Below are 17,329 nucleotides of genomic sequence, written 5' to 3'. Positions count from 1 at the left end.
TTACCGAGACAAGCGCACTCACGGTAGGCATTATCTGAAAAAGTCGCAAACGTTACCGAGAAAAGCGTTCTCACGGTAGGCATTATCCGAAAAAGTCGCGAACGATACCGAGACAAGCGTTCACTCGGTAGGCATTATCCAATCTAACCCAGTCTTAACGACGATGATATCCCCGTAAATGCTAGTAAATCCCAAGCCCAACCGACAAAAAATGAATATATCGGTAGAACAATATAATATAAATAATTACAAGTATGACTTTGGACATATTGATTTTTAGGCTAAAAGGATTATAATAAGTAGTGGTTTATGGGAAAAATATGAAACAATGAAACTTTTAAAACTAAAATTACGTCTAATATAATAGAGTACTACCTATGAAGAGGTATGTAGGAGGATATATATGGAACTCATAGCATTAGGGATTTGTTTTGTTGCTGCTTTAATCATTACACCGTATGTTATAAAACTTGCATTTAAGATTGGCGCAGTTGACGAGCCAAACGAGCGAAAGGTTCATACGAAAGCGATGCCGAGATTGGGAGGCTTAGCGATATTTCTGAGCTTTATGCTTGGGGTACTGGTATTTTTACCAGACACGATGGAGGCTTGGCCGATAATTGTTGGTGCGTGTGTTATTGTTATCACAGGAATTTTAGATGACCTATATCAATTATCACCGAAAGTGAAAATGTTAGGCCAATTAATCGCTGCATTGATTACCGTGCTGGCTGGTATACAGATTGAATTTATTACATTACCATCAGGACAAATAATTGAATTTGGCTATTTCGCAGTTCCTCTTACTATTTTTTGGATTGTTGGGATTACGAATGCCATCAATCTAATTGATGGCTTAGACGGATTAGCTGCTGGTGTTTCGTCAATCGTGTTATTAACGATTTCCGGACTGGCACTTTCAATGGGGAATCCTCTAATTGCATTACTTGGCTTTATTCTGTTGGGAAGTACACTTGGTTTTCTTGTGTTTAACTTCCATCCGGCGAAGATTTTTATGGGAGACACAGGCTCCTTATTCTTAGGATATATGATTAGTGTGTTGGCTGTTACTGGTTTATTTAAAAATGTAGCGATGTTTTCTTTAATCATTCCGATAATTGTTCTTGGTGTACCGATTATCGATACGACGTTTGCGATTATTCGTCGTATCGTTCAGAAAAAACCATTATCGGCACCAGACAAATGGCATTTACATCATTGCTTAATCCGATTAGGATTTTCACATCGGAAAGCGGTTATCTTGATCTATGGAATGAGCGCACTATTCAGTATCTCGGCGATTATCTTTACAGAAGCAACCCTTTGGGGATCAACCATCTTACTTATTTCCCTTTTAATTCTTATTGAATTGATTGTTGAAATAACGGGACTTATTGGGGAGAATTACCGACCTCTGTTAAAATTATTGACAGGAAATAGAGCGAAACGTTAAAAGGGGAAATATCCCCTTTTTTATTGATTTTTAACCAAATGTAAATTTTATCTTACAGTTTTTGTGTCTATTGGTTAGAACTGTCCAAGATGTGTTAAAATAACCCTAATGGTTTGTCGAAAGGTTGGGAAAAGTGTTGAGTAACTCGTTACCAAAGACATTAATAATTGTGCCAGCATATAATGAAGAGGACAGTATAGCCTCAACGCTGACTACATTGATGCGAATAAGAGAAAAAATATCTACCGTTGATGTTTGTGTAATTAATGATGGTTCAAAGGATAGAACGGTTGAGATAGCTAGTCAATTTGATATTGTGTTGTTGGACTTGCCGCAGAATCTTGGAATTGGTGGTGCAGTTCAAACAGGTTATAAATATGCAGATAAACATGGCTATGATATTGCGATTCAGTTTGATGCGGATGGTCAACATAACGCAGATGACTTAAGAGAGCTAATTCAACCAATAATAAATAATGAAGCGGATATGGTTATCGGCTCAAGATTTTTGGAAAAGACACAGTATAAGGGAAGTAGTGCCAGAAGACTTGGAATATATTATTTTTACCTTATTCTAAAGTTTTTGACTGGTCAACGGTTTACAGACCCTACTTCAGGTTTTCGGGCAAAGAATGCAAAGGTAATCAAGCTGTTTGCCGAAAATTATCCAAAGGACTATCCAGAGCCTGAGGTACTTATTTTACTTCACAAAAAAGGCTTGCGTATTAAAGAAATCACCGCACATATGAATGCGCGCCAAGGTGGCGTTTCCTCGATTAATTCTTGGAAAAGCATTTATTACATGGCAAAGGTAACCCTTTCCATCGTGATGCAGAAGATTATTAAGGAGTAATTCCACATGAGTATTACGATTTTTTCGTTTGTTGTTGTTGTATTATTTTTCTTAATCATTATCGAAAGTGTCCGTCGGGGTGTCTTAGAGACAAGAGACTCGATTCTTTGGATTATTATGAGTATTGTTTTAGGTATATTAAGCTTATCCGAAGGGCTGCTGGAATATCTGGCAGACCTTCTTGGTGTGCATTATGCACCGAGCTTATTGTTCCTTGTTGGATTACTTGGTGTATTAATCATGATATTCGATCTGACTAGAAGAATCTCGAAGCTAAATCATAAACTAACCAATATTACACAGGAATATGCAATTTTTAAAGAAGAAACCTTAGATGAAATCGAGCAACTGCGCGATGAAATAGCACAAATAAGGAAGAAGGAAGAAGAGTAATGAACTACATATTATTAATGATTAATGTACTCTTTCTAGTATTTGGGCAATACTTATGGAAGGTTGGGATGACTAAAATTGGTACCTGGGGACCTGGTACAATTCTAGATTTGATTAAATCACCTTATATCATTGGTGGTGGATTAGTGTATGTTTTTGCAACCCTAATCTGGTTGTTTATTCTAACTAGAATGCCATTTAGTATTGCATACCCGTTTCAGAGTTTAGCCTATGTATTCGGAATTGTAATGGGCTATTTAGTATTTAAAGAAGCCGTAACACCGACACAATGGGTTGGTGCCGCAGTTATTGTATTGGGAGTGTATTTAATTGCAAAGTAAATCAAAAAAGATTGGCATACCTAAATTTAGTTTTAAAAAAGAGCATATACCACATTATCTATTAGCGGTCATTTTACTTGTGTCCTTTATTTTACATATTGTGTTATTAGTAAAAAATCCAGGAAGTAATTTTGTGCAAATGAGCCCTGAGCAAATTGAAGCACAATTAGAAGCAGGAAAGCTAACGGAGTATGATGCTAAGCTGAAAGAACACACATGGGAATGGGGAAGTCGTGACGGTTATTTATATTCAGTCATGGCAAACCAATTACGTGAGCATGGTGTATATGGTTATGACACAGGAAACACGGGAGAAATTGTCCATAATGCATTTGTAACATACGGGCATCCTATGTTGTTAGTTGTTATTTTTAGTATTGCTGACTTGATTAATGTAGATCAAGCAACATTAGTAAAGATTTTTAATATGTTTTTAAACCTGGCTAGTATTTTCTTATTGTATGTCATTACAGCGAAAATCTTTAAAAATCGATGGATGGGGTTAGTGGCAAGTGGTTTGTACGCGTTCTATTTCACGCCTTATCATTTCTTTAGAACGGCCCTAACGGAAACACCAGGTATTTTCTTCTATTTACTGGCGATTTTCCTATTTGTACTAGCGCTTGAGTCGAATAAGAAAAGGTATCATTTCTTATTTGCAGTAGTATTCTGTTATGCAGTCATGATCCGACCTGTCATTGCACCAATTGTTCTACTCGCTTATTTAATCGTATTAATCAAGCATCGCAGTAATTATAAGCAATGGTTAAAAATTGCTGTCATTTGGGCATTCGGTGCAGCATTAGTCATCATGCCATGGGTTGTTCGAAACTATGTGCAATTTGATGAATTTATTCTGTTTTCCACACATTCAGGGAATAGCTGGTTCTCTGGCGCTAACCCATATAACTTATATAGTTTCTCCGATTATTATCTGGAGCAAAAAGAGCTTGGAATGGAAACCGTTGAATATGCACAAATGAAGATTAAAGAAGGATTCGAGACGGACTATGGACTTTGGTTATCATGGTTTACCGTTGGGAAGACCTATGAAATGTTTAAAATTCCAGATGCCATCTACTTCTACCCAGGCGGAGACCTGATGGCCAATGTGAAAACATATCATAAATACTTAGTTATCCTAGCCTTACTTACAGCACTAATCTCACGCCGCAAGGAAACACTAGCGATAACAGGAATCCTGTTAATTTATCTCGTGCTATCCAATCTATTCCTAACCATACCACGATACGGGTTCTTCATCATCCCGATCATGTGTATCCTAGATGGATATGCCATCATCACCATTATTCAGAAAATCAAACAATGGATCAACAAAATACCAAAACAAAAACAACAGCCTCAAACAGCCCTAGAAAGCTAAGGGGCTGTTTTTTTGGGGGCACATCAGCCCCTTGTCCCAGCACCTCATGAAAGAGGGAGCCCGCCCGTGATCGGAAAGGGGGATATAGACTGGGAGCTACCAAGACAACGCTTGTCCAGATAAGGTTTGGTGTAGCAGTACCGGCAAAATGTAAACGAGAGGTTTAAGCCACAGTAGAGAAGCCTCAGAGCAGTGCCCACAAAGCCTGTTCGTCATCCCATCACTTAAAGTCGTTTAAAAGACCTCTAATTCTAGATACATTAAGTATAAGATGATGGGACAAGGGACCTGTCCCCATGTCCCAGGAGGTGGAAGGGTGGTTATTTATTTTTCAAAGGGTCTGGCTGTTTTGTTTGCTGTGGAGGAGTTGTGTAGGTTGTATGAGCAATGTCATAAGAAACCTCTTGGTAGTTACTTTTCAAAAGATGGAGATATTCCATTGGGATCAGAACGATTTTTTCTTATGCTGGAGAGTGAATGGAAGCAAAGGGGAAGAGAAGAACTTACGATTAAGAATGATGGGTTATCTATTGTAGTGGAGAATGAAGATGTCTTTATTATCGGTGCTCAAGAACGATCACTATTGTATGGTGTCTACCATTATGCTGAAATATTTTTAGGATACTCTTTCGTTGGGATGAAAGAATCCCAAAAGGCTAGCTACGTATCAAACTTAAACATCCCCATCACACATAATCCTCGTTTTCAGAGAAGGGGAAATGTGATTGAAACGATTCGTGATACACAGTATGTGAAACAGTTAATCGATTGGGGTATAAAAAATGGTTTGAATGAATTCTTTTTCACATTCTTTTTATGGAATGAAATAGGACCAGAAGTAGTGGGTGAACTCGAAAAACGAAATTACAATGTGACACTTGGTGGACATAGTTTATCATTTCTATTGGGACGGGAACTAGAAAAGGCGGAGGAAAGGACTGTTTTTTTCGACCGCCATAATATAGATCTTCATGATGTTGTGATTAGTCGAATTATCGAAATTTGTAAGGCTTATCCGATAGTTAACCGTATTTCACTTTGGCCAGAAGATGTCGGAATACAGGAGAAGAATTATGACAGCTTTATGCCTAGCTATATTGCTTTTGTAGAGAAGTTAAAAGATAGGTTAGACCAAGCTAATCTATCGGTTGACGTGGAGCACATTGCTTATAATGCAGGACTAGAATGGAGCATGCTGGAAAGAAATAAACATACAACCCCTTCCTCAAAAGCGGATGTGCTCTATGCATATTGGGGAAGAAATTATAAACAATCACTTCTTAGCCAAGAAAAGAACTCAATACGAGCTTATCAAGCATTATTAGATTGGGATTGTAAGACGAAGGATAACCAAACTGAATTGACAGTTTTGGAATATTATAGTGACCATTTTATGCTTAGTGAACTATTTCCACCGCTATTAAAACGGATAGAAGCAGACATGGAAGATTATAGCTGTATTGGGGTTAATGGGGTGTTGAATTTAATTGTACCAATTCACCAGAAGAAGGGTGCGCTAAACCAAGATAGTGAATATCCATGGAAATGGGTTCAAATGATCAATAATTATTTTTATGCAGGACTTAGCTGGGGGAGGGATATTCGGACATTACGGGATCGGTTCTTTGTACTGTTTGGTGAGAAAGAAAACCTCTTCCGTCAATTATTAAGTGAACTGGAAGATGTAATAGCAGAGCACACTTACTGGAATATCCCACTTTTTCCGGCAAGAATAGTCGATCCAGAAAAAGTTTCTAATAAACTATTCATAGATAACGTGATTCATTATTTAGATGGTGTATACGCATTTTTAGAGGATCATTCTCTGCAATATCCTGGAGAAGCCATTTCGCTACCTGAAGAAGATTTGCATGATTTCCCCTCGGAGGAAATGTTAAGCATCTATCTGTATCATGTACAAAAGAAAGTGGAAACCATAAGAGACCAGTGGAGGCAAAAAACATGAATAGTTTTCCGAAGTATTATGAACGGGTAAACAGAAGCAAAGGTAGTAGTTATAATGCAACGTTAATAGTATATGGAGCAACTCCTGCAGGGATAACTGCTGCTATTCAGGCAAAAAAATTAGGAATAGATGTGCTCATTGCAGAATTTAGTAATCATCTAGGTGGAATAACTGCCAATGGATTAGGAGCTACCGATTTTGGTGCAAAAGAGGCGATAGGAGGATTATCGAGGGAGTTTTATAAACGCGTTGGGAAGTATTATGGGAAGGATGAACAATGGACATTTGAGCCTAAGGTTGCAAAGAAAGTATTCCAAGAATGGCTCGAGTCCTACGGTATCCCTGTTTACTTTAAACAACATTTACAGGACGTACTTGTAGAAAAAGGTATGATAAACATGATTACCATGGAGGATGGTAATAGCTTTCAAGGCTCCCACTTCATAGATGCAAGTTATGAGGGTGACTTGTTGGCAAAAGCGGGAGTCCATTACCATGTAGGGCGTGAATCGAATGAAACCTATGGTGAGTCCTATAATGGTGTACAGTTCGGTCATCCACATCATCAATTCAAAAATAAGGTAGATCCGTATGTAACGCCCGGTAAGCCAGAAAGTGGCCTTCTATTCGGAATTACTGAGATTATCAGTTCGGAACAAAATATTCAAGGTGCAGGTGATAACCGGATTCAAGCCTATAATTTCCGTCTATGTTTAACAAAGGAGTCTAACAATAGAATCCCTTTTCCAAAGCCGCCTAAGTATCAGAAAGAGCGATATGAATTGCTGTTGCGATATATTAAGACAGGTGTTTGGGACGCAATGAACCTACATACAATGCTTCCCAATGGGAAAACAGATTTAAACAATTATGGTGGATTTTCGACAGACTATATCGGGATGAACCATAACTGGCCAGAAGCAAGCTATGAAGAGAGAGAGGAAATGTTCCAAGACCATCTGAATTATCAATTAGGGATGTTATATTTTCTAGCTAATGATGCAAGAGTACCGCAAGCAATCCGCAATGAGGTAGCGGAGTGGGGGCTAGCCAAGGATGAATTTGTGGAGTCGAGAAACTGGCCTGAACAACTCTATATTCGGGAAGGTAGAAGAATGATTGCTGATTATGTCATGACAGATCGTAATTGTTTAGGAAAAAAGGTAGCAGAAGATTCTATCGGACTAGCATCCTATCAAATGGACTCACATCATTGCAGAAGGGTAGTAATGGATGGAAGAGTTTTAAATGAAGGGGACGTGGAAATTCCAATTTCACCGTATCCAATCTCATTACGGGCCGTGTTACCAAGGAAAGAGGAGTGTCGTAACTTACTTGTCCCCGTATGTGTATCCAGTTCACATATTGCATATGGATCAATTCGTATGGAGCCAGTGTTTATGATCATCGGTCAATCTGTCGGTGCAGTAGTAGCTATGGCAGCCAAACAGGGTATTCCCGTTCAGGATGTACCATATCAGGAGCTGAGATCGATATTGGTACAAGAGGGCCAGGTGCTAGAATGGAATAATACTATGGAAGACGATCCTGTGAAGCGGATGCAGGAGACCTTTGGTAGAGAATAGGGTAAGGGAGCTGATTACAGCTCCCATTTTTAAATTAGCTACTTCAAAATATTAATCACACATCAACAGCATGGAAGTTTCGTTAAATATAGAAATAGACAAGTTGTGAGACAAGTCACTAATTAGTCTATAAATGTTAGATGAACAAAATAGGTCATGGTCGAAAACTGTTAGTATGTAAAAAACAAGTATAGAAACCACTATACTTGTTCAATATTTTCTAATCCCTTCTTCATTGCAATTTTCTTAAATGCACGTTGACATAGGAATGTGTATGCGAGCGCTAACACGCTTCCTGTAAATAATGGAATAATTCCCGGAATTAGAACTATTGCTCCGTATAAGAACAAGGTTACGACTATCATCCCTATTAATTCTAATGGAGAGGAGACCCCAATGAGAAAGGCTTGTTTAATGTATTGAAAGAATGATAGCTTAAAATGTGCAAACACAGGAAAGAAGAAAAAGATAGTAATAAGTGTTGTCATTAGAATTAATAAAATAACCGGTACCAGAAACTGAAATTGCCCAGGGTTTAACTGAATAAAGGCAATATCATAATAGAGAAAATATCCTACAAGTAAGAAAATGAGGGAGTAACCATTTAACTTAAAAAAGTCCTGCTTATAGGCTGTCCAAAATGTCTTAAATAGTGGAATATCCCATTCCCCATATAGAATCCATTTTCGGGCGATAGTGAACATAGCAGAAGTAGCTGGAAAAATACCAAAGAATACAATTCCAACCAATGTAAAGAAAATCCATAATATATTTAGATAAGCTATTCGTAGCATACATTTGGCAATGATATAAAATTTATCCCATCCACCCAAAACATCAACCCCTTTTATGAGACAACTATACACCGAGAAGTAATAGTTGTTCAATTATTTTTTTAATATTTTGCAAGAATCGAATAATATAATTAAAGACAATTAATAGACTTGTCTATTGTCAAAAAAACAAATAAGATAGTCATAGTTAGTATATGAAAATTCCAACAAGTCAAAATTTATAATGTAAATATCCTTAAGTGTGTAACTGTATAGCCTTAACTTTTATTAATTTGGTAACGCTTTCATGTGATGACTTTGTCAAAATACAGTTATGAAACAGTAGTGATTACTTTTCGTTTTGACTTGGGAATGAACAAGGGGGATTCATGATAATGAAGAAGAAGTTCAGTTTCCTAGTTTTGCTAATTGGCTTAATGTTTGTAGCGGTAGCTTGTTCTGATGACGCTGGAAGTGAGGGTGACGGAGAAGTCGGGGGCGAGATCACGGTTTGGGTACATCCTTACACTGGTGATGCAGCGAAGGAAGAAGAGATGTGGGATACCATCATCAAAAACTTCCAAGAGGAATTCGATGCTGAAGTCAATATAGAAGTGATACCTTGGTCAAACCGTGACCAAAAGATTTTGACGGCTTTAGCTGCAAATAATGGTCCCGATGTTTTCTATGCTATTCCTGACCAGATGCCACAATATGCAGATGCAGGAATGCTATTAGAGCTTGACCCATATTTAGAGGATTTTGATATGACAGACTTTGTTGACACGGCTTTAGTATCAACGAAATGGCAGGATAAAACATATGGTCTTCCAATTTTACAAGAGTCCTACACGTATTTCTATAATAAGGCTGTTATCGAGGCGATTGGCGAAGATCCAGAAAATCTACCAGAAACGTGGGATGACTTTAAGGCTTGGGCAGAAAAGGCGAAAGATAAAGGGTACTATGCAACGACTTTCCAAGGTGGAGGTTCCATGAACGGTACATTATATCCATATTTATGGCAAGCGGGTGGAGACGTCATTACCCAGGATAATGAAGTAATGATTAACAATGAAGCTGGTGTGGAAGCATTTACCCTAGTGAATGAAATGTATGAGAATGGCTGGATTCCAGAAGATTCTATTACAGCAATGGAGCATGATGCAATCTGGAATAGTGGCGATATGTTAGCGGTATTAGGATCAGGTATTACATTAAGTAATTTACAGAGCACTGGTGAAATCGATTTTGTAATTGGACCACCACTTAAGAATAAAGAGCAAGTAACATATGGAACAGTAGGAATGTTTGTAGTTCCGTCTAATACAGATAATCCTGCAACGGCTGCCGAATTCGTAAAAGTGCTAACAAATGCAGAGAACCAGCGCACATTTAATGAGGTAACTCAATATATCCCTACAAGAGAGTCTGCAAAGGATATTTTCGATGAACAACCATATCTAGCCCAGCTCGCTTCTTATACCCAATACGCATTACCTGGTGTTATTCATCCTAAAGGACGTGACATAATGCCGATGATTCAGGCAGAACTTCAAACGATGATGGAAGGCAAGAAGACACCACAAGAAGCAGCAGATTCCGCAGCTGAATCAATTAAGGCGGCAATAGGAGATTAATTAGGAATAAAACATGAAATATGGGCTGGCACTGTTTTATCCCGAAAATTACAGCCAGTAAGATTCGCGCTTCAGGTATACAAGGATATCAAAGGGAGTTAAGTGGGAATCAGCTGCTAGTCATTATCCGATAAGTTCGAGCTACCATTCAGTGGGGAAAAGATCGCCCCACTGAATATAGTTTTGACTCTATCCTTATAAGAAATAAGGTGATCACTTGAAAAAGAACAAAAATAATAAAACTCGTAACAAATTACCTTTTAAAGAGCGCTTTCGCAAAAATGCCATCGTTTATTTGTTCTTGATACCTATATTAATCCACTTTGCAATCTTTCAGGTTTTTCCCTTCCTGTTTAGCTTTGTACTTACCTTTATGGATTGGAGAATAATCGGAAACCATGAGTGGGTTGGCTTGAAGCATTGGATATATTTCTTCCAGGATAAATTAGCATGGAAAGCGCTATGGAATACATTTATGTTCTCCGTTTATTATATTGTACCAACAATGGCAATAGGGTTAATTCTTGCATTGATTATTAATTCGGGAGTTCGCTTTGCAGGGTTCTTCAAAGGAATCTTCTTCTTACCAGTTGTAACCTCCTTTGTCATTGTTGCTGGTTTATGGGGTTGGCTGTTCGGTGGTACCGAATCAGGCCTTATAAACTGGCTAATAGGGTTATTTGGAGTGGAACCACAATTATTTTTAGCAGACTCTAGTCAGGCATTAATTGTACTTGCCGGATTAAGTATATTTAAGGTAGCTGGAAGTACAATGATATACTATTTTGCAGGCTTGCAATCTATTCCTAAGGACTTGTACGAAGCGGCCAAAATTGACGGAGCATCTAAGATGAAGATTTTTTGGAAAATAACCTTTCCATTATTAAAACCAATACACTTTTACGTGGCTATTGTAACCACGATAGGTTCCTTCCAAATCTTTGATTCTGCTTATCTATTAACAGGTGGTGGACCAAATTATTCCACTACAACTATCGTATTCTATTTATACCAACAAGGGTTTACGAACTTGAACTTAAGCTATGCAGCGGTATTGTCCTATGCATTGTTCTTTATCATATTAATTGTTTCTTTAATTCAACGGAAATATATCGGGAAGGATACAGCAATCTACTAAGGGAGTTCTGAGCGTGAAAAAAATTATTACCTATCTATTATTAATTGCACTTGGATTTTGTTTTCTATTGCCCTTTCTCATCATGGTGCTGGGATCTTTAAAAGAGATAGAATATGCGCTACTTGATCCGTTTTTCTGGATTCCAGAAGATCCATCCATTGGTAACTACCTGTATATCTTCCGTGATGGAATCTTCATGCGATGGATATTTAACTCATTTGTTATTACGGTCATACCTGTTTTCAGTCAAATGTTCTTCTGTGCAATCTTAGGATATATCTTTGCCAAAAAACAGTTTGCAGGAAGAGAAACGATCTTTTGGATATTTATGGCTGTCATCATGATTCCACAACAATTATTAATCATTCCGAAATACATTATGTTTGCTCAATTTGAATGGATTAACACATACTGGGCGTTAATTGTTCCTGAAATATGGGGGATTATGGGCGTGTTCCTAGTTCGTCAGTTCTTACAAGGAATTCCAGATGATTTTGAGGAAGCCGCCTATATAGATGGTGCAAATGATATTCAAATATTTTTCAAAATCATCTTACCATTATCTTTACCAGTTGTAGCTACAGTTGGAACATTCGCATTCATCTCGAACTGGAATGATTTATTCCAACCACTTATCTACATGACACAAGAAAAGATGTACCCAGTGACTGTAGGTCTAGCATCATTGCTTGGGAAAGAAGGGAACTTTGGAATTGAAATGGCAGGTTCAACCCTATCGTTCATTCCAACATTCCTCATATTCCTATTCTTCCAGCGCTACTTCACAGAAGGAATACAGATGTCCGGGCTGAAGTAGTGGGGCTGCTTGTGGAGTTGGTTAGGATTGCACGAGTTGTATCTCTTATCGCGCGGCGAAAGGAAATCTAGCACCAGATGTTACGTAGTCGCGCGGGAAAAATAAAAAGATGCGCGGGTCGTAACACTTTTCGCGCCATAGGTTGAAAAGTAGCGCTGGCAGTTACTCAAGTCGCGCAGCAAGTAAAAAAAGTCGCGCAAGCAAGGTGATCCCGCGCAAGTTTGTTCATCCCCCGCGTCAGTTTATCTACAGACCGCGCGAGTCAATCAGTGATTGGCGTCATTTGGATTTACTTTGGCGCGAGTCCAAATCTGTATAGGAGGCCCCACTCGGTGGCTTAAATTAATCAAGGATGATTATTATGAAAAGATTAAAGTTAGGTATCATCGGACTGGATACAAGTCATGCTGTTGCCTTCATCAGATTGCTTCATGATGAAAAGGAGAACCACCATGTAGCTGGGGCTCGAGTTGCTCTAGCTTTTCCGGGTGGTTCTCCACATTTACCAATAAGCAGGGAACGATTGGAAGGATTCACAGCAGAGCTTATGTCTCACCCTGTACCAATAGCAAAAACGATGGAGGAAGTTGCGGAAAAGAGTGATGCCATTTTATTAGAGTCAGTTGATGGTGGTGTACATCTAGAACAATTTCGGAAAATAGTACCTTACCGAAAGCCAGTCTTTATCGATAAACCATTAGCACTTACTTCACATGATGCAGAACAAATAGTTCTACTAGCCAAACAATATAACACGCCCATCATGAGTTCATCAGCACTCCGTTTTGCAGAAGGTTTAACCACCACACTTCAGAAAAATTATAATCGAGAAATAATAGGTGCGGATTGTTTCGGACCAATGGAGATTATAGAGGACCAACCAGGTCTTTTTTGGTATGGCATCCATACGATAGAAATGTTGTATACCATTATGGGCTGTGGTGCTAAGAGGATCCAATCTATATCCAATCAGAATCATGATGTTCTCCAAGTTATATGGAAGGACGGACGGATGGCAACCATTCGTGGTAATAGAGCTGGAAATAACCAATTTGGTGCAATCATTCATTATAAGGATGGATCTGAATTTGTAGAAATTTCTCCAAAAGCTAAACCGTATTATGCAAGTCTATTAGAAGAGGCACTCGCGTTCTTCCGTGAAGGAAAAACACGGGTATCAATAGATGAAACACTAGAAATCATTCGTTTTATGGAAGCTGCCAATCGAAGTCGAGAGATAGATGAAATGGTGTTCATATAGAGGAAACAGGGGCGAGAGGCCACCCCAATGAAATTAGTTCTTACTCAAGTGCTCTTCTTGAATAAAGCTTAAACGATATATACGCCTTGGCCTCCCTTTAAAGGTTACCTTTTCCTCGCCGATGATATCGACTAGTTCTGCATCCATCCATTTAAGTAGAATGCGGTGTGCGCTACGAATCGTTATGTTTAATGTGGATGCGAGTTCTTGCGCAGTGTAGTCGATTTTATTGTGCCGTGCAACCCTTGCCATTAGCTTTGCCATATAGGCAGCCGACATTCCGGCTTTCTCAGCCTTATCTAAAAGTTTGGCATCGGTAATGGATAACTCATATTGCTCATAGTTAACCGTACTATTCAAGTCTACTGGACCAATGACACTCCGATCTTCGCGGACAATATAACAGACATTACCACCTATTTCCTTCGATTGCCTTAAGGCGAGGCGTGCATGGTTACCAGCTTCAGCAGCAGATTGGCCAAAGCCAACACCTAGACTTAAGGTAATACCGATCTGGTCCTTGGTATTTTTGAGCAAAGGTAGAAACTTGTATCCTCTCGTTTCTCGTTCGAACGTGCCACGAGTTGTAATAAATAAGTATTCTTCACCGCCAAGACTGACGAAATGCCCATCAAGTTGCTTGATAAAATCTAGTAGCTTTTGTTGTATTTGTAAGTTTAATAATTGCACGTCATGCTCTGTAGTAAAACGTTCGGATAGCTTTTGATAATTATCGATGCTAACGTAGCCAAACACAATCTGTGATTCCTTATTTCTTCTTGTCTCACTAGACAGAAGTGCTCTTTCCAAGGATACAATCATATCCTGATTCGTTGGGGTAACCCATTCATGTGGTGTTCCTAATTCTGTTAAACGGTTCGAGACTTCTTGAATTCCAGTTAATGCAACGGAACCAAATTTCTGGTAATTATCAAAGTGGAATTGTACCATGCTCTCTATATCAACTGTATCCGTACGGTGCTCAAGAATATCGCAGTCGTCTTCTTCCAATTCATAGAGAACTTGACGCACGTATTGCGGTGCAAGAATATCGATTGATAGTTTCTCGAGTCCATAACTATTTTTAATCAAAACCAATGAACGATACAATCCTGTTCCCATCAATGGTACATGATGAACTGGTATCTTAAAGTCTATATTCTCTTTAATATTTTGATAGAGGTAGTAATCCGTAAACATCAAAACATCAACTAATTCCATTAGCTCTTGAACCGTTTGCTCGTTATCTTGCCTGGCTTCTACCACTCGAAATACAGGTTTAAAGTTTGGGAACGCTTTCAAAACTTTCTTTGTTTGATCCAATAGGCCAGCAGGAGCTATGATGCCTATGTTTATTTCCGAGGCTTGTTTGATAGTTTCCTGAGTAGTCATACAAAATTTCTCCTTTACCGTTTATCAATCTATTTTATAAAGTCAGGATAATAGACATGTCTGTTCATAATATGTCCTTATCATACGTTGAATATGTAATATTGTCAAAATTACATTAATTAAATTTTAGAAATTTTAATTAAAAGACAATTTTAAGACTTGTCTTTTAATATCGCGATTTACTACAATTGAACCATAAGTAAAAAGCGATCCAAATAGTATGTTACGTTATTAAAAGATTTAGGAGTGATAAAATGAAAGCGATTACGGAGTTAGACAATATGTTAACTTCTCCATCTGATAGGTTAATAGCAGACCTGAAGAAAATCGATGGGGATATATTAATCCTTGGTGTTGGCGGTAAGATGGGACCCACCTTAGCAAAATTAGCCAAAAGAGCCATTGATGAAGGAAATCTTGAAAAGCGTGTCATTGGCGTTTCTAGATTTTTGTCAGGAAACTTGCGTGAAGAGCTGGAAGCGGCAGGAATAGAGACTATTTCGTGTGACCTACTCAATGATGAAGCGCTTCAGGCATTGCCAAATGTGAAAAACATTATTTATATGGCCGGAAACAAATTTGGGACGGTAGGAAACGAACACTTCACATGGGCAATGAATGCCTACTTAGCAGGTAGAATTGCCGAAAAATTTAAAGACTCTCAAATCGTTGCATTCTCAACAGGAAATGTTTACCCACTAACCAATGTATTGACGAATGGGTGTACAGAGGATTTCCCGGTTAATCCGGTAGGAGAATATGCACAGTCTTGTCTGGGTCGCGAGCGGATATTAACGTATTTCTCTCACAAACACCAAACTCCAATGCTTATTTTCCGATTGAATTATGCTATAGATTTACGTTATGGAGTGCTATTAGAAATTGCAAAACACGTGTATGAGGGGAAGGCAATTGATCTATCTATGGGGAATGTTAACGTTATCTGGCAAGGGGATGCAAATGAATATGCACTTCGTTCCTTACGACATGTGGACTATCCACCTACTATTCTAAACATAACTGGACCAGAAACCTTATCCGTTAGATGGGTAGCAAAGGAATTTGGAAAACGCTTCGGAAAGGAAGCATTATATGTAAACGAAGAGTCTGATAAAGCATTATTAAACAATGCCTCCCAAGCACATAAGCTGTTCGGTTATCCAAGAGTCTCCGTACAGGAGATGATGGATATGGTTGCAGATTGGGTTGCAAATGGTGGCGAAATGCATAATAAACCGACTCATTTCCAGGAAAGGGAAGGAGCCTTCTAAATGTTACATGCAGAGGTGAAAAAAGCATTGCTACAGGGGGCAGTTATTCCTGCACATCCACTTGCTCTAACGGAGGAAAGACAGCTTGATGTTAGGGGCCAACGAGCCCTCACCCGTTATTACCTAGATGCTGGTGTTGGAGGTATCGCTGTAGGAGTACACACCACTCAATTTGAGATTAGAGACCCGGAGTTTAACTTATTCGAAAAAGTATTAAAGCTTGCGATAGAAGAAATGAACCGGGCTAATGTTTCGGAAAGTTTTATCAAAATTGCTGGAATATGTGGGCCAGCGGAGCAGGCAATTCGCGAAGCAAAATATGCGGTAGAAATTGGTTATGATTTAGGACTATTGAGTATGGGAGGACTGCATCATCTTTCAGAAGCAGAATTGCTTGACCGTACGAAGGCAGTGGCTGAAGTAATTCCTGTTGTAGGCTTTTATTTACAGCCTGCAGTTGGTGGCAGAATATTTTCATATGACTTCTGGAAGCAGCTTGCAGAGATTCCTAATGTCCATGCAATAAAGATTGCCCCTTTTAATCGTTACTTAACGAACGATGTTGTGCGGGCAGTAGTAAACTCTACCCGAAACGACGAAATTGCTTTATACACTGGAAATGACGATAGCATTATAAACGATTTATTAACGACATTCCGTTTTCAGGTGGATGGAAAAATGGTTGAAAAGCGAATTGTTGGAGGATTATTAGGACATTGGTCTGTTTGGACGAAACGAGTTGTAGAGGTTTTTAGAGAGCTTGAAGTTGTTCGCGATTCCAAACATATTCCTGCATCATTATTAACGTTAGGACAGGAAATTACCGATGCCAATGCAGCCTTCTTTGATGCTACCAACCAGTTTAAAGGATCGATTGCTGGTATTAATGAAGTATTAAGAAGACAAGGCATTTTAAAGGGAAACTGGTGCTTGCTTGACCACGAATCACTTAGTCCTGGTCAATTAGAGGAAATAGATCGAGTCTACCGAGCATATCCTCATTTACATGATGATGAATTTGTAAAGGAGAATCTATCAAAATGGCTTGAGTATTGACATTT

15 protein-coding genes are annotated in these 17,329 nt (G+C 38.6%); 13 read left to right on the top strand and 2 right to left on the bottom strand.

Features of this window, described 5'->3' with window-relative positions:
• Positions 1-403 precede the first annotated feature (403 nt).
• The 7 genes from G5W_RS0105285 (at position 404) to G5W_RS0105255 (ending at position 7,976) form a co-directional block, all read left to right on the top strand.
• Positions 404-1,453, top strand: coding sequence for a glycosyltransferase family 4 protein (locus G5W_RS0105285; RefSeq protein WP_010094816.1), 1,050 nt, complete (start codon positions 404-406; stop codon positions 1,451-1,453).
• Between the two features lie 136 nt (positions 1,454-1,589).
• Positions 1,590-2,306, top strand: a complete 717-nt coding sequence (locus G5W_RS0105280; protein WP_010094814.1) for a glycosyltransferase family 2 protein — start codon at positions 1,590-1,592, stop codon at positions 2,304-2,306.
• A gap of 6 nt (positions 2,307-2,312) precedes the next feature.
• Positions 2,313-2,699, top strand: a complete 387-nt coding sequence (locus tag G5W_RS0105275) for a DUF2304 domain-containing protein (protein ID WP_010094812.1) — start codon at positions 2,313-2,315, stop codon at positions 2,697-2,699.
• Positions 2,699-3,040 carry an EamA family transporter gene (locus G5W_RS0105270; RefSeq protein ID WP_010094810.1) on the top strand — a complete coding sequence of 114 codons (342 nt, stop codon included), beginning with the start codon at positions 2,699-2,701 and terminating at the stop codon, positions 3,038-3,040. Before G5W_RS0105275 ends, G5W_RS0105270 begins: the two co-directional genes overlap by 1 nt.
• Positions 3,030-4,424: a glycosyltransferase family 39 protein gene (locus tag G5W_RS0105265; RefSeq protein ID WP_010094808.1), complete on the top strand. Its 1,395-nt coding sequence runs from the start codon at positions 3,030-3,032 to the stop codon at positions 4,422-4,424. The genes G5W_RS0105270 and G5W_RS0105265 overlap by 11 nt, the downstream gene beginning before the upstream one ends.
• Before the next feature lie 316 nt (positions 4,425-4,740).
• On the top strand, positions 4,741-6,390 hold the full coding sequence (locus G5W_RS0105260; RefSeq protein WP_010094806.1) for a hypothetical protein: 1,650 nt from the start codon (positions 4,741-4,743) through the stop codon (positions 6,388-6,390).
• The gene (locus G5W_RS0105255; RefSeq protein ID WP_010094804.1) at positions 6,387-7,976 is read left to right on the top strand and encodes an FAD-dependent oxidoreductase; all 1,590 of its coding nucleotides are present in this window, start codon (positions 6,387-6,389) and stop codon (positions 7,974-7,976) included. Before G5W_RS0105260 ends, G5W_RS0105255 begins: the two co-directional genes overlap by 4 nt.
• Before the next feature lie 200 nt (positions 7,977-8,176).
• Here G5W_RS0105255 and G5W_RS20520 read toward each other — a convergent pair whose 3' ends face one another.
• Positions 8,177-8,809, bottom strand: coding sequence for a YesL family protein (locus tag G5W_RS20520; RefSeq protein WP_010094803.1), 633 nt, complete (start codon positions 8,807-8,809; stop codon positions 8,177-8,179).
• 335 nt (positions 8,810-9,144) lie between these two features.
• On the opposite strand from G5W_RS20520, the gene G5W_RS0105245 reads away from it, so the two are divergent.
• From G5W_RS0105245 to G5W_RS0105230, 4 genes are all read left to right on the top strand, one after another.
• Positions 9,145-10,389, top strand: a complete 1,245-nt coding sequence (locus G5W_RS0105245) for a sugar ABC transporter substrate-binding protein (protein ID WP_010094802.1) — start codon at positions 9,145-9,147, stop codon at positions 10,387-10,389.
• A gap of 217 nt (positions 10,390-10,606) precedes the next feature.
• On the top strand, positions 10,607-11,527 hold the full coding sequence (locus tag G5W_RS0105240; protein ID WP_010094801.1) for a carbohydrate ABC transporter permease: 921 nt from the start codon (positions 10,607-10,609) through the stop codon (positions 11,525-11,527).
• A 13-nt stretch (positions 11,528-11,540) separates the two neighbouring features.
• Entirely contained in the window at positions 11,541-12,344 is an 804-nt protein-coding gene (locus G5W_RS0105235; RefSeq protein ID WP_010094800.1) for a carbohydrate ABC transporter permease, read from the top strand.
• Positions 12,345-12,705: 361 nt separating this feature from the next.
• Entirely contained in the window at positions 12,706-13,605 is a 900-nt protein-coding gene (locus G5W_RS0105230) for a Gfo/Idh/MocA family protein (RefSeq protein ID WP_010094797.1), read from the top strand.
• A gap of 33 nt (positions 13,606-13,638) precedes the next feature.
• Here G5W_RS0105230 and G5W_RS0105225 read toward each other — a convergent pair whose 3' ends face one another.
• Positions 13,639-14,997, bottom strand: a complete 1,359-nt coding sequence (locus G5W_RS0105225) for a GGDEF domain-containing protein (protein WP_010094795.1) — start codon at positions 14,995-14,997, stop codon at positions 13,639-13,641.
• A gap of 254 nt (positions 14,998-15,251) precedes the next feature.
• On the opposite strand from G5W_RS0105225, the gene G5W_RS0105220 reads away from it, so the two are divergent.
• Together G5W_RS0105220 and G5W_RS0105215 are read left to right on the top strand one after the other, a co-directional pair.
• Positions 15,252-16,268 carry an NAD-dependent epimerase/dehydratase family protein gene (locus tag G5W_RS0105220; protein WP_010094793.1) on the top strand — a complete coding sequence of 339 codons (1,017 nt, stop codon included), beginning with the start codon at positions 15,252-15,254 and terminating at the stop codon, positions 16,266-16,268.
• Positions 16,269-17,324 (top strand): dihydrodipicolinate synthase family protein, encoded by a 1,056-nt coding sequence (locus G5W_RS0105215; RefSeq protein ID WP_010094792.1) that lies wholly within the window; start codon positions 16,269-16,271, stop codon positions 17,322-17,324.
• Positions 17,325-17,329 lie beyond the last annotated feature (5 nt).

The sequence above is a fragment of the Ornithinibacillus scapharcae TW25 genome, assembly GCF_000190475.1.
Lineage (GTDB): Bacteria > Bacillota > Bacilli > Bacillales > Amphibacillaceae > Ornithinibacillus > Ornithinibacillus scapharcae.
This window is presented reverse-complemented; position numbering and strand designations above follow the sequence as displayed.

What these genes read in the sequence shown, in the direction of transcription:
- G5W_RS0105270 (WP_010094810.1), top strand. Translation starts at nt 2,699, where the DNA reads ATGAACTACATATTATTAATGATTAATGTACTCTTTCTAGTATTTGGG.
- G5W_RS0105225 (WP_010094795.1), bottom strand. Translation starts at nt 14,997, where the DNA reads ATGACTACTCAGGAAACTATCAAACAAGCCTCGGAAATAAACATAGGC.
- G5W_RS0105230 (WP_010094797.1), top strand. Translation starts at nt 12,706, where the DNA reads ATGAAAAGATTAAAGTTAGGTATCATCGGACTGGATACAAGTCATGCT.
- G5W_RS0105215 (WP_010094792.1), top strand. Translation starts at nt 16,269, where the DNA reads ATGTTACATGCAGAGGTGAAAAAAGCATTGCTACAGGGGGCAGTTATT.
- G5W_RS0105245 (WP_010094802.1), top strand. Translation starts at nt 9,145, where the DNA reads ATGAAGAAGAAGTTCAGTTTCCTAGTTTTGCTAATTGGCTTAATGTTT.
- G5W_RS0105275 (WP_010094812.1), top strand. Translation starts at nt 2,313, where the DNA reads ATGAGTATTACGATTTTTTCGTTTGTTGTTGTTGTATTATTTTTCTTA.
- G5W_RS0105220 (WP_010094793.1), top strand. Translation starts at nt 15,252, where the DNA reads ATGAAAGCGATTACGGAGTTAGACAATATGTTAACTTCTCCATCTGAT.
- G5W_RS0105285 (WP_010094816.1), top strand. Translation starts at nt 404, where the DNA reads ATGGAACTCATAGCATTAGGGATTTGTTTTGTTGCTGCTTTAATCATT.
- G5W_RS0105255 (WP_010094804.1), top strand. Translation starts at nt 6,387, where the DNA reads ATGAATAGTTTTCCGAAGTATTATGAACGGGTAAACAGAAGCAAAGGT.